Raw genomic sequence first — 13,832 nt, 5'->3', positions numbered from 1 at the left:
CATGCGCTTCAACCGGATTCTGCTCTCGGCCACGCTGGTCGTGGTCGCCCTCGTCATCCAGGTGTCCGTACTCGCCAGACTCCAGCTCCCCGGCGCCGTCCCCGATCTGATCCTCCTCGTCGTCCTCGCCCTGGCCTTCGTGTACGGCCATGTGGGCGGCGCGCTCATCGGCTTCGGCGCCGGACTGCTGTCCGACCTGGCGCCGCCCGCCGACCACGCGGCCGGCCGCTACGCCCTGGTGCTCTGCGTGATCGGCTATCTGGCCGGACTCGCCCGCCCCGAGAAGGGCCAGATGCGATCGGCGTTCGCGCCGATGGCCGTGGTCGTCGCCGCGGCGCTCGGCTCGACCCTGCTGTACGCCGGGGTCGGCGCGCTCGTCGGGGACACCGCGGCCCGCCATGTCGGTCTGGCCGGCCTGCTGTTCACCGCCGCGGTCTACGATCTGCTGCTGGCGCCGTTCACCGTTCCGCTGATCATGTTCCTGGCCAGACGCGCCGAGAACGATCCGCTCGCCGAGACCCAGAGCAGCGGCGGCGCCGATGTCGCGGCCGGCTGGTCCTCCACCGGCACCGGTCTGCGGATCGGCAGCCAGCGTGGCGTCCTGCGGCTCAGGGCCGCCCGTAACCGCGCCGCGCGGGCCGGACGTATCAAGGGGGTCAAGCGACTGTGACACCGCATCACCCGGTGGCCGTCGCGCGGACGCCCGCGCGTACGGCCGGCCGCGCACCGTCCGCCCGTACCGTCCGTGGGGGATCGCAGTGAGCAATATTCCGGAGACCGGGCGGACACCGCGGGTCCAGATCCGGCTCGTCATCATTCAAGTCCTCGTCTTCTCGCTTCTCCTCACCCTCGGCGGCCGGCTCTGGTACCTCCAGGTCCGCAACGGCCAGGAGTACACGGACGAGGCCAAGAACAACCACGTACAGCAGGTCGTCCAGCCGGCCGTCCGCGGCTCGATCCTCGACTCCCGCGGAATTCCGCTCGCCGACAACGAGACCCGGCTCGTCGTCTCCACCAGCCGTACCGAGCTGATGAAGATGCCGGACAAGGGCGTGGCCGTCCTGACCCGGCTCGCCGACGTCCTCGACATGAAGCCCAAGGACGTCATGGACAAGGTCAGGCTCTGCGACTCGAAGACCCCCAAGCCCTGCTGGAACGGTTCGCCCTATCAGCCGATCCCGGTCACCGACGAGGCCACCACCCAGCAGGCCCTCCAGATCCGTGAGCGCGCCGAGGACTTCCCCGGCGTCACCGCCGAGCCCACCGCCGTACGCCGCTACGCCGCGCCGGGGCTCGCCAACACCGCTCAGGTACTCGGTTATCTCTCGCCCGTCACCGACGAGGAGATCACCAAGGCCCAGAACAGCGAGTCGCCGTACCTCCGCTCCGACCAGGTCGGCAGGTCCGGCCTGGAGCGCACCTACGACAAGCAGCTGCGCGGCAAGGCGGGAGTCACCCGGTACGAGGTCGACAACCTCGGCCGTGTCATCGGGCAGGCGCGCAACGACGAGGCCGAGCCCGGCGCTCATGTCGTCACCTCGATAGACGCGCGTGTGCAGGCCGTCACCGAGTACGAGCTGAACGAGGCGATGAAGGCCGCGCGCAAGGAGATGGACCGCAACACCGGCGTGCACTACAAGGCGGACTCCGGCGCCGCGGTGGTCATGGAGGCGAAGACCGGCCGGGTCGTCGCGATGGCCTCCCTGCCGACGTACGACCCCAACTCCTGGGTCGGCGGCATCTCCGCCAAGGAGTACGCCAGGCTCACCGGAAAGAAGTCCAACTTCCCGCTGCTGAACCGGGCCATCCAGGGCCAGGCCGCCCCCGGCTCCATCTTCAAGGTCATCTCATCGACCGCCGCGGTCAACGCCGGATACAAGTTCAACGGCAACTACCCCTGCCCCAGTTCGTACAGCGTCGGCGGCCAGGTCTTCCAGAACTTCGAGTCCAGGGGCTACGGCAGCATCACCCTCGGCAAGGCCCTCGAAGTCTCCTGCGACACCGTCTTCTACGGCATCGCGCACAAGGAGTGGCAGAAAGACGGCGGCATGAAGCCGAAGCACCCCAACGACTGGTTCTACAAGACGGCCCACCAGTTCGGCCTCGGCAAGGAGACCGGTATCGATCTCCCCAACGAGGTCACCGGACGCGTCCCGGACCGTCAGTGGAAGCAGAGCTTCTGGGAGGCCAACAAGGTCAGTTGGTGCAAGCAGGGCAAAAAGGACGGAACATACGTCGAGAAGATCGCCTACGAGGGCTGCCTCGAAGGAAACCGGATGCGCGCCGGTGACTCCGTCAACTACTCGATCGGCCAGGGCGACACGCTCGTCACCCCGATCCAGATGGCCACCATCTACTCGGCCATCGCCAACGGCGGCACCCTCTACAACCCCGCGGTCGGCAAGGCGATCGTCAGCGCCGACGGCAAGCAGATCGAGGAGATCGCGCCCACGTCGCACGGCAAGCTGCCGACGCGGGGGAAGACACTGGAGCAGATCAACGAAGCTCTCGCGGCGGTCACGACCACCGGCTCCGCCGCCTGGCGATTCGGCGGCTGGCCGCAGGACAAGATCCCGATGCACGCCAAGACGGGTACGGCCGAGGTCTACGGCAAGCAGACGACCTCGTGGTTCGCCTCGTACACCGAGGACTACACGATCGTCATGACGATCTCCCAGGGTGGTACCGGCTCCGGGGCCTCGGGGCCCGCCGTACGAAAGATCTACGAGGCGATGTACGGGCTGAACGCCAAGGGCGACCAGGACCTCGGCAAGGCGCTGATGCCCGAGCCGCGCAAGGCACTGCCGGCGATCCAGCCGGACGGTTCGATCGACGCGCCGAAGATCAGGCCGTACGAGCCGGAGAAGGCGGACCCGGACGAGCAGACGCTGGCGGGCCCGCCCGACGACCCCGACGACTCCGACACGCCGATCGGGAGGGACTGAGCGATGGCCGGCACAAGTGGCTTCTCGGTCTCCGGATACGGTCCGGAGCGCGGGACCTGGGCCAGACTCGTGGCCCGTGACTCGATGGCGCGCCGGCTCGACTGGCCGCTGATGTTCTCGGCGCTGGCCCTGTCGCTGATCGGCTCGCTGCTGGTGTGGTCGGCGACCCGTAACCGCACCCAGCTGAACCAGGGCGATCCGTACTACTTCCTCGTGCGCCATCTGCTCAACACCGGCATCGGGTTCGCCCTGATGGTCGGCACGATCTGGCTCGGACACCGCACCCTGCGCGGGGCGGTGCCGGCGCTCTACGGGCTCTCGGTCGTCCTGGTCCTGCTGGTCCTCACCCCGCTCGGCGCGACCATCAACGGCGCCCACGCCTGGATCGTGATCGGCGGCGGCTTCACCCTCCAGCCCTCCGAGTTCGTGAAGGTCACGATCATCCTGGGCATGGCCGTGATGCTGGCGGCCCGGGTGGACGCCGGGGATCAGATCCATCCGGACCATCGCACGGTCGCGAAGTCCCTCGTCCTCGCGGTCGTCCCGATGGCCATCGTCATGCTGATGCCGGACCTCGGCTCGGTGATGGTCATGGCCGTCATCGTGCTCGGCGTACTGCTCGCCTCCGGCGCCTCCAACCGCTGGATCATCGGCCTGGTGGGCGCGGGAGTGGCGGGCGCCATCACGGTCGCGGCGCTCGGCGTGCTCGACGAGTACCAGATCAACCGCTTCGCGGCCTTCGCCAACCCGGAGCTGGACCCGGCGGGCGTCGGCTACAACACCAACCAGGCGCGGATCGCCATCGGTTCCGGCGGCCTCACCGGCACCGGGCTCTTCCACGGCTCCCAGACCACCGGCCAGTTCGTGCCCGAGCAGCAGACCGACTTCGTCTTCACGGTCGCGGGCGAGGAACTGGGCTTCGTCGGCGCGGGGCTGATACTGCTGCTGCTCGGCGTGGTCCTGTGGCGCGCCTGCCGGATCGCCCGGGAGACGACCGAGCTGTACGGCACGATCGTCGCCGCGGGGATCATCGCCTGGTTCGCGTTCCAGTCCTTCGAGAACATCGGGATGACGCTCGGGATCATGCCGGTGGCGGGTCTGCCGCTGCCGTTCGTGTCCTACGGCGGTACCGCCATGTTCGCGGCGTGGATCGCCGTCGGACTGCTCCAGTCGATCCGGGCGCAGCGGCCGATAACGGCGTGAGCCATGTCCTCGAAAGGTCCCAGGGGCTGCCCAAGGGCGACCCCTGGGACTAAATTCGGTACATGGCGGACACAAAGCGAGAGATCGAGCGCAAATACGAGCTTCCCGCGCCCTCCGACGGCGATGAGTCCTCCGGACTGCCGGATCTCACCGGGGTCAAGGGAGTCGCGACCGTCCGCGCCAGAGGCGTGGTGGAACTGGACGCCGTCTACTACGACACCGCGGATCTGCGCCTCACCGGGGACCACGTCACACTGCGGCGCCGCACGGGCGGCGGTGACGAGGGCTGGCATCTGAAGTTCCCGGTCTCCGCCGGTGTCCGCGACGAGATCAGGGCACCGCTCGCCGACACCCTTCCGGACGAACTCGCCGCGCTGGTCCGCTCGCGCGTGCGCGGCGCCGGGCTCAGCCCCCTCGTACGGCTCACGACCTCGCGCGACATCCTCCAGCTGCTCGACGCCGAGGGCACGCTGCTCGCCGAGGCGAGCGTGGACGCCGTACGCGCGCGACGCCTCGCCGGGGGCGCCGGCGGAAAGGACGGCGGGACCGCCTCCTGGACCGAGGTCGAGGTGGAACTGGGCGACGACGCCGATCCCGCGATCCTCGACGCGGTGGAGAAGAAGCTCCGCAAGGCCGGACTGCGCCCGGCGTCCGCCGCGTCGAAGCTCGGCAGGGCACTGGCCGAGACGGCAACCGACGGTGGGACGGCGCCCGACGAGCCGGGCAGGGCCGGCACACGGGCGGCGAAGGGCGGGCAGCGCAGCGCAGGGGACCACATCCTGGCCTATCTGCGCGACCAGGCCGACGCGATCATCGCCCAGGACCCGGCCGTACGCCGCGACCTGCCGGACTCCGTGCACCAGCTGCGCGTCGCCACCCGCCGGATGCGCTCCGCCTTCCGTACGTACCGGAAGATCCTCGACCGGACCGTCACCGACCCGGTGGCCGAGGAGCTCAAGTGGGTCGCGGCGGAGCTGGGCGTCGACCGCGACCACGAGGTCCTCGACGAGCGGCTGAGCGCCCGGATCGACGCGCTGCCCGTGACACTGCTCCTCGGGCCGGTGCGCGCCCGGCTCCGGACCTGGGACGCCGCCCAGCGGGCCGGGTCCCGGAGCAGGACCGTCGCCGTACTCGACAGCGAGCGGTATCTGACCCTGCTGGAGACGCTCGACGGACTGTTCACCTCGCCGCCGCTGCGGCCGGACGCCGCGCAGCCCGCCGGCAAGGCGCTGCCCCGGGCGATCCTCAAGAACTACGAGCGGCTGGCCGGCCGGGTCGGGCACGCGCTGGCGCTCGCCCCCGGCGAGGAGCGCGACCTGGCGATGCACGACGCCCGCAAGGCCGCCAAGCGCGCCCGCTACGCCGCCGAGGCGGCCCACCCCGCCCTGGGCAAGCCGGCCAAGCGCTTCGCCAAGCGCATGAAGGCCCTCCAGACCGCGCTCGGCGACCACCAGGACAGCGTGGTGGCCCGTGAGGCCCTCCGCGATCTCGCGGTCAGGGCCCACGCGGCGGGCGAGTCCGCGTTCACCTGGGGCCTGCTGTACGGCCAGGAGGAGGCCCGGGGCGAGCGCCGTGAGCAGGAGGTGCCGGGCCTGTGGGAGGAGGCGTCGGACCCCCGGCTGCGGGCGGATCTGACGGGCTGACCACCGGGGTAGGCTGAATGGTCACCCCTGTCAGTCCACGAAAGATCGCCGTGATGTCTGCAGAATCGGTCTTCCCGCAGCTCGAAGCCCTGCTCCCGCATGTGCAGAAGCCGATCCAATACGTCGGTGGTGAACTCAACTCCACGGTCAAGCCGTGGGACTCCACCGACGTCCGCTGGGCGCTGATGTACCCGGACGCCTACGAGGTCGGGCTGCCCAACCAGGGCGTCATGATCCTTTACGAGGTACTGAACGAGCGCGAGGGCGTGCTCGCCGAGCGTACGTACAGCGTCTGGCCGGATCTCGAAGAGCTGATGCGCGAGCACAACGTCCCGCAGTTCACGGTGGACAGCCACCGGCCGGTCGGTGCCTTCGACGTCTTCGGCCTGAGCTTCTCCACCGAGCTGGGCTACACGAACATGCTCACCGCCCTGGACCTCGCGGGCATCCCGCTGGCGGCGAGGGACCGTACCGTCGACCACCCCATCGTGCTCGCCGGCGGCCACGCCGCCTTCAACCCCGAGCCGATCGCGGAGTTCATCGACTGCGCGGTCATCGGCGACGGCGAGCAGGCCGTACTGGAGATCACCGAGATCATCCGGGCCTGGAAGGCGGAGGGCCGCCCCGGCGGGCGCGAGGAGGTCCTCTTCCGGCTCGCGAAGACCGGCGGGGTGTACGTCCCCGGCTTCTACGACGTCGAGTACCTCCCGGACGGCCGCATCGCGCGCGTCGTACCGAACAAGTCCGGTGTGCCGTGGCGGGTGTCCAAGCACACCGTGATGGACCTCGACGAGTGGCCGTACCCGAAGCAGCCGCTCGTCCCGCTCGCCGAGACCGTTCACGAGCGGATGTCCGTGGAGATCTTCCGCGGCTGCACGCGCGGCTGCCGGTTCTGCCAGGCGGGCATGATCACCCGCCCGGTGCGCGAGCGCAGCATCACCGGGGTCGGCGAGATGGTCGAGAAGGGGCTGAAGGCGACCGGCTTCGAGGAGGTCGGTCTGCTCTCGCTCTCCTCCGCCGACCACAGCGAGATCGGCGACATCGCCAAGGGGCTCGCGGACCGCTACGAGGAGGACAAGATCGGCCTGTCCCTCCCGTCCACCCGCGTCGACGCGTTCAACGTCGACCTGGCCAACGAGCTGACCAGGAACGGCCGCAGGTCCGGTCTGACCTTCGCCCCCGAGGGCGGCTCCGAGCGGCTGCGCAAGGTCATCAACAAGATGGTCTCGGAGGAGGACCTGATCCGTACGGTCTCCACCGCGTACGGCAACGGCTGGCGGCAGGTGAAGCTGTACTTCATGTGCGGTCTGCCCACCGAGACCGACGAGGACGTCCTCCAGATCGGCGACATGGCGGTCAACGTCATCGCCGAGGGCCGCAAGGTGTCCGGCCAGAACGACATCCGCTGCACGGTCTCGATCGGCGGGTTCGTACCCAAGCCGCACACCCCGTTCCAGTGGGCGCCCCAGCTCAGCGCCGAGGAGACCGACGCCCGGCTGGAGAAGCTCCGCGACAAGATCCGGGGCGACAAGAAGTACGGCCGCTCCATCGGCTTCCGCTACCACGACGGCAAGCCCGGCATCGTCGAGGGCCTGCTCTCGCGCGGCGACCGGCGCATCGGCGCGGTCATCCGCGCGGTGTACGAGGACGGCGGCCGGTTCGACGGCTGGCGTGAGCACTTCTCGTACGACCGCTGGATGGCCGGCGCGGAGAAGACGCTGCCGGAGTTCGGCGTGGACGTCGCCTGGTACACGACGCGCGAGCGTACGTACGAGGAGGTCCTGCCCTGGGACCACCTGGACTCCGGTCTCGACAAGGACTGGCTCTGGGAGGACTGGCAGGACGCGCTCGACGAGACCGAGGTCGAGGACTGCCGCTGGACGCCGTGCTTCGACTGCGGGGTCTGCCCGCAGATGGACACCGAGATCCAGATCGGCCCCACGGGCAAGAAGCTGCTGCCGCTCACCGTCGTCAAGTAGCGGCGGGCGAGACGGAGTGCCGGGGCGCGCCCGGCCACGGGCAGAGCCTGTCCGTGGCCGGGTTCCGCCCCGCTCGCCCGCACAATGGGCTGATGCCGCGGTTCATCGCCCCTGACGTCAAGGTCCATTCCTCCTTCCTGGACGCCATGAAGGAGTTCGTCGAAGAGGGCGCGGACGAGCGCTCGTTGCTCCTGCACGAGATGGAGGAGTTCGGCGGGACCTGGCACCGGCCCGAGGTCTTCGCCGCGTATGTGGAGCGGCTCAACGCCGAGCCGCTGGAGGAGACCCCGCGGATCGAGGGGTGGGTGCCCAACACCACCCTCTGGTACGTCGAGGGCGAGACGTTCCTGGGACGTCTCGCCATCCGCCACCGGCTCAACCCGTTCCTGCGTGAGCTGGGCGGCCATATCGGCTACGCCGTACGCCCCACCGCGCGGCGGCAGGGCCACGCGACCGCCATGCTCGTCGCGTCCCTGCCCGTCGCCCGTGCCATCGGCCTCGCATCGGTGCTGGTCACCTGCGACACCACGAACGTTCCGTCGCGGAAGGTGATCGAGGCGGCCGGCGGGGTGCTGGAGGACCAGCGCGGCGGGAAGCTCCGCTACTGGGTCCGGACGGACGGCTGAGGCACCCGGGCCCCGCGGGCAGCGGTGCGCGGCCCCGTCCGCCCGAGGGCGGGGAACCGCGGGAGGGCCGTACGCGTACTCTGGGTAGTACAACGATCGTCCCCGGCGCGGACCCCGCACCCGAGATCTCCCCGCGAAAGCGGGACGGAACCGGGACCCGGGGCCACCCCCACGTCCGAGGGCGGCGCGTCACCGCGTACCGCCCGCACCGAGGAGAAGAACCACTGGGCAAGCGACAGCCCGAAGGCCCGCCGCCCGCACCGGCGGTGCAGCGCATGCGACTGCGCTACACCAAGCGCGGCCGCCTCCGGTTCACCAGCCACCGTGACTTCCAGCGCGCCTTCGAGCGGGCGCTGCGCCGCGCCGAGGTGCCCATGGCGTACTCGGCGGGCTTCACCCCGCATCCGAAGGTGTCGTACGCCAATGCCGCACCCACCGGCACGGGCAGCGAGGCCGAGTTCCTGGAGATCGCCCTGGTGGAGGTGTGCGACCCGGACAAGCTGCGTGAGCTGCTCGACGAGTCGCTGCCGGCCGGCCTGGACATCATCGACGCTGTCGAGGTCCGTACGACGGGGTTCGCCGACCGGCTGACCGCTTCCGTATGGGAGCTGCGGCTGGACGGCGTCGAGCCACGCGCGGCGGAAGAGGCCGTGGCCGCCTTTCTTGCGGCCGAGTCGGTCGAGGTCGAACGCCGTACGAAGAACGGTCTGCGGACCTTCGACGCACGGGCGGCCGTGGCCGGTCTTGAAGCGGTCCCCGAGGCGGGTGCGGAGGGGGCTCGGTCCCGGCCTGATAGGCCGGGGGACGGGCCCTGTGCGATACTGCGGCTGGTTGTTCGGCACGTGACACCTGCCGTGCGACCCGACGACGTCCTGTCCGGTCTCCGAGCTGTGGCCGACCTGGCGCCGCCGGTCCCCGCAGCGGTGACCAGGCTGGCGCAGGGGCTCTTCGACGAGGAGTCCGGAACGGTGACCGATCCGCTCGCGCCCGACCGCGAGGCAGTCCGGCCCGCCCCACCCAAGGCCGCCGGACCCGCCGCCGCGAAGGCGCCGGAAGGTGCGGGTACCGCGTAGGGCGGTCGTTGTAGCGCAGCCCTGGGACTCGGGAGCCACCTGGGTCGGGCGGCGCACTGACCAGAAGACTTTCGCCAGGCCGTACGTACATCGCGTAGGGAACCGGCGAGCCAGACATAACAGCTCCCGTGCGGCGCCCGCGCCCCGGACGGCGGCAATCGCGCAGCGCGCGAGCCGCGGCCGGACCGGAATCAGGCGTGGCGCCCGGGAGCGTGACGGGAGAACCGCCCGCATGCTTGAGCCCACTGAACCCGGCACCCCCGGGGACACCAACGAAGACAACAACTCGCCCAGCGACACGCTGCCGCCGCGCCGCAGGCGCCGCGCCGCGTCCCGCCCGGCGGGACCGCCCGCCGCTGCCGCGGGAACCGAGGACGCCACGAGCGTCACGGAGACCGTCGCGCAGGCGCAGGCCGCGCCGGCCGCCGAGGCCGCGGGGGCGGTCGCGAACGACGGTACGGGTGTGACGGAGGAGCCGGTGGCCGCGCCGCGTGCGCGTCGCCGGGCGACCCGTAAGACCGCCGCTCCCGCTCCTGAGGTGACCGTCGAGCCGGTGGAGACCGCCGCGACGCCCGAGGCCGTGGAGCCCGCCGTGTCGGAGCCGGAGCCGGAGCCGGTCGCCGCTCCGCGTGCGCGCCGTCGTGCGACTCGTAAGACCGCTGCCCCTGCTCCTGAGGTGACCGTCGAGGCGGCTGAGACGCCCGAGTCCGCTGTGCCGGAGCCGGAGCCGGAGCCGGTGGCCGCTCCGCGTGCGCGCCGTCGTGCCACCCGTAAGACCGCCGCTCCCGCGCCCGTCGCCGCCGAGACTCCTGAGGTCACGGTTCCCGAGGTCGCTGAGGTCACTGACGTCACGGCTCCCGAGGTCGTGGCGCGTGAGGAGAGCCCCGCCGAGGAGACCGCCCCGGCGGCCGGCCGTACGCGCCGCCGCGCCACCCGCAGGGCCACCGCCCCCGCCGGTGCGCCCGAGGCGACCGCGACCGCGAGCGCGGCGAACGACAACGGCAACGGAGCCGCGGCGGGCGAGAGCCTGCCGCAGGGCGCCGTCACGCAGATCACCGCGGACGAGACCGAGGTCGTGGCCGCCGAGAAGGCCGCCACGCGTGGCCGTACGCGCCGCCGCGCCGCCGCTCCGGAGACCACGGCGGAGGAGAAGCCCGCGCCGAAGGCCGCGCAGAGCGAGACCGAGGCGCCCGAGCGCTCGCGTCGCCGCGCCACCCGGCCCGCCGTGGCCGTCTTCCGCGCGCCCGTCTTCACCGAGCCGATGTTCCAGACCCCGGAGACGGCCGCCGCCATGGCCGCCGCCGTCCCGCCGGTGGACGACGCCGAGGACCTCGACGAGACCGAGGAAGAGACACAGACCGCGGCGGTGCCCGAGCCCGCCACCGCTCCTGAGCCCTCGGGCCGCCGCAGGCGCCGCCGTCGCGGCGAGCCCGCCGAGCCCGTGGAGGCACCCGCCCCCCGGGCCGCCGCGGAGTCGGCACAGGAGCACGCCGAGGAGCCGGCGGCCGAGCCCGACACGGAGCAGTCCGCCGAGGGCGACGACTCCGACGAGTACGAGGACCGTCCTTCGCGGCGCCGCCGCCGGGGCGGCCGTCGCCGTCGTCGCGGCGAGTCCGCGGACGCCGAGGACACCACCGACGAGCAGGACGACTCCGGGGCCCACGCCGAGGACGAGGACACGGCCGAGCACGAAGAGGCGGACGAGGACCACGACGAGTCCGAGGCCTCCTCGGGCGGCGGCTCCTCCAGCAGCCGGCGCCGCCGTCGCAGGCGCCGTCGCAGTGGTGACGGCGGTTCCGAGGCGGAGTCCGGCGGGGACGACCCGGAGCGTACGGTCGTCAAGGTCCGCGAGCCGCGCAAGAAGGAAGAGCGCGAGCCGAGCACCAGCTCCGACGAGGTGCAGTCCATCAAGGGCTCGACCCGTCTGGAGGCCAAGAAGCAGCGCCGCCGCGAGGGCCGCGAGCAGGGCCGCCGCAGGGTGCCGATCATCACCGAGGCGGAGTTCCTGGCGCGCCGTGAGGCCGTCGAGCGCGTGATGGTCGTCCGCCAGAACGGCGAGCGCACGCAGATCGGCGTTCTCGAGGACAACGTGCTCGTCGAGCACTACGTCAACAAGGAGCAGGCCACCAGCTACGTCGGCAACGTGTATCTGGGCAAGGTCCAGAACGTACTGCCGTCGATGGAGGCCGCCTTCGTCGACATCGGCAAGGGACGCAACGCCGTCCTCTACGCCGGTGAGGTCAACTTCGAGGCGCTGGGCATGGCCAACGGCCCGCGCCGGATCGAGACCGCCCTCAAGTCCGGCCAGTCGGTGCTCGTGCAGGTCACGAAGGACCCGATCGGCCACAAGGGCGCGCGTCTGACCAGCCAGGTGTCGCTGCCCGGCCGCTACCTGGTCTATGTGCCCGAGGGCTCGATGACCGGCATCAGCCGCAAGCTGCCCGACACCGAGCGGTCCCGGCTGAAGACCATCCTCAAGAAGATCGTCCCCGAGGACGCGGGCGTCATCGTCCGTACGGCCGCGGAGGGCGCCAGCGAGGACGAGCTGCGCCGCGACGTCGAGCGGCTCCAGTCGCAGTGGGAGGACATCAAGAAGAAGTCGAAGAGCGGCAACGCCCCGACGCTTCTCTACGGTGAGCCCGACATGACCGTCCGGGTCGTCCGCGACATCTTCAACGAGGACTTCTCGAAGGTCATCGTCAGCGGTGACGAGGCGTGGCAGACCATCCACGGCTATGTCGAGCATGTCGCGCCCGACCTCTCCGACCGGCTGTCGCGCTGGACGAGCGAGGTCGACGTCTTCGCGACGTACCGCATCGACGAGCAGCTGATGAAGGCGCTCGACCGCAAGGTCTGGCTGCCCAGCGGTGGCTCGCTGGTGATCGACAAGACCGAGGCCATGATCGTGGTCGACGTCAACACCGGGAAGTTCACGGGCCAGGGCGGCAACCTCGAAGAGACCGTCACCAGGAACAACCTGGAGGCGGCCGAGGAGATCGTGCGCCAGTTGCGGCTGCGCGACCTGGGCGGCATCGTCGTCATCGACTTCATCGACATGGTGCTCGAATCCAACCGGGACCTGGTGCTGCGGCGCCTGCTGGAGTGCCTGGGCCGGGACCGTACGAAGCACCAGGTCGCCGAGGTCACCTCGCTGGGTCTGGTGCAGATGACCCGTAAGCGGGTCGGCCAGGGGCTGCTGGAGTCCTTCTCCGAGACCTGTGTCCACTGCAACGGGCGCGGTGTGATCGTGCACATGGAGCAGCCCACGGCGGCCGGTGGCGGTGGCAACGGCAAGCGCTCCAAGAAGCGCGGTCGCGGCGGCGCCGCCGGTACGGAGCACGAGCACGAGCATGAGCACGTCGAGAGCGCCGAGACCGAGACAGAGGCCGAGGTAGCGGCGGAGGTGGCGGCTCCGGTCGCGCTGGCCGAGCCGCTGTCCGACACGTTCGCGCCGGACGAGGAGCTGTTCAGCAGCGTGGCGGAGGCGGAGGCGTCCGTACGCGGCCGTTCGCGCCGCCGGGCGTCCCGCAAGGCGTCCGCCCCGGCGGGTTCGCCGAGGACCGCCGAGTCGGTGCCGGAGCCGGAGGCGGCGCCTGCACAGGCGCCCGGGACCGAGGCCCCGGCCGCCGGGACGCGCGTCGAGACGCCGGCTCCGGCCGCGGCGGCGGACGTGGCTCCGGCCGCCGGGCCCGAGGCGCCCGCCGAGGAGGCGGCCCCCAAGGGGCGTACGCGCCGCCGGGCCACGCGCAAGGCGACGGCCCCGGCCGGTTCGCCGAAGGCCGCCGACGCGGAGGCCGCCGCCGAGGTGGTCCTCCCCGTGTCCGCCGAGCCCGAGACCGTGCCCGAGCCGGTCGTACCGGTGGTGGCGGAGGCGTCCGTCGCCGAAGAGGCGCCGGTCGCGGCACCGCCCAGGGCGCGCCGCAGGGCGACCCGCAAGGTCACCGCTCCGGCCGGTTCGCCCTCGGGTGCCGAGGACGCGGCGATCGTCGTGGTGGAGTCCGCCAGGGCCGAGGAGCCGGTCGCGGCCGAGGAGCCCGCCACGGCGGGGGAACCGGCCGCCGAGGAGCCCGCGGCCCCGGCCAAGAAGGCGGTCCGCAAGAAGGCCACGACGGCCAAGAAGACAACGACGGCCAAGAAGACGGCCGCGAAGAAGACGACGACGGCGAAGAAGACCGCGGCGAAGAAGACGACGGCCAAGAAGACGGCCAAGTCGACGACGAAGAAGACCGCGGCGGCCGAGCGTACGACGCCCTCCGGCGTCACCGCCTCCACGGAGGACTGACGCCGTCGTCCCCGGTCGCCGTACGGGCCGAGCGTGAGCCCATACGGCGACCGGGGACGGGGGGAGCTGGTTTGACCCCCT

At 71.3% G+C, this 13,832-nt stretch carries 8 protein-coding genes; all 8 read left to right on the top strand.

What is annotated here, in order from left to right; all coding sequences use genetic code 11:
• Window position 1 precedes the first annotated feature (1 nt).
• The 8 genes from mreD (at window position 2) to CU044_RS25610 (ending at window position 13,751) form a co-directional block, all read left to right on the top strand.
• Entirely contained in the window at window positions 2-670 is a 669-nt protein-coding gene (gene mreD / locus CU044_RS25645) for a rod shape-determining protein MreD (protein WP_129771112.1), read from the top strand.
• Between the two features lie 88 nt (window positions 671-758).
• Window positions 759-2,945: a penicillin-binding protein 2 gene (mrdA, locus tag CU044_RS25640; RefSeq protein WP_129771111.1), complete on the top strand. Its 2,187-nt coding sequence runs from the start codon at window positions 759-761 to the stop codon at window positions 2,943-2,945.
• Between the two features lie 3 nt (window positions 2,946-2,948).
• Window positions 2,949-4,148, top strand: coding sequence for a rod shape-determining protein RodA (gene rodA, locus CU044_RS25635; RefSeq protein ID WP_129771110.1), 1,200 nt, complete (start codon window positions 2,949-2,951; stop codon window positions 4,146-4,148).
• 62 nt (window positions 4,149-4,210) lie between these two features.
• Window positions 4,211-5,791, top strand: a complete 1,581-nt coding sequence (locus CU044_RS25630) for a CYTH and CHAD domain-containing protein (protein WP_129771109.1) — start codon at window positions 4,211-4,213, stop codon at window positions 5,789-5,791.
• 53 nt (window positions 5,792-5,844) lie between these two features.
• Complete coding sequence (locus CU044_RS25625; protein ID WP_129771108.1) at window positions 5,845-7,770, top strand: TIGR03960 family B12-binding radical SAM protein; 1,926 nt, start codon at window positions 5,845-5,847, stop codon at window positions 7,768-7,770.
• A gap of 92 nt (window positions 7,771-7,862) precedes the next feature.
• Window positions 7,863-8,396, top strand: a complete 534-nt coding sequence (locus CU044_RS25620; protein WP_129771107.1) for a GNAT family N-acetyltransferase — start codon at window positions 7,863-7,865, stop codon at window positions 8,394-8,396.
• Window positions 8,397-8,662: 266 nt separating this feature from the next.
• A complete protein-coding gene (locus tag CU044_RS25615; protein ID WP_129771106.1) occupies window positions 8,663-9,469 on the top strand; it encodes a TIGR03936 family radical SAM-associated protein in 807 nt (268 codons plus the stop codon).
• A gap of 232 nt (window positions 9,470-9,701) precedes the next feature.
• A complete protein-coding gene (locus tag CU044_RS25610; RefSeq protein ID WP_129771105.1) occupies window positions 9,702-13,751 on the top strand; it encodes an Rne/Rng family ribonuclease in 4,050 nt (1,349 codons plus the stop codon).
• Window positions 13,752-13,832: the final 81 nt, after the last annotated feature.

The sequence above is a fragment of the Streptomyces sp. L-9-10 genome, assembly GCF_004151105.1.
Lineage (GTDB): Bacteria > Actinomycetota > Actinomycetes > Streptomycetales > Streptomycetaceae > Streptomyces.
Note: the sequence above shows the minus strand (reverse complement) of the source record. Positions and strands in the feature narration are given on the sequence as shown.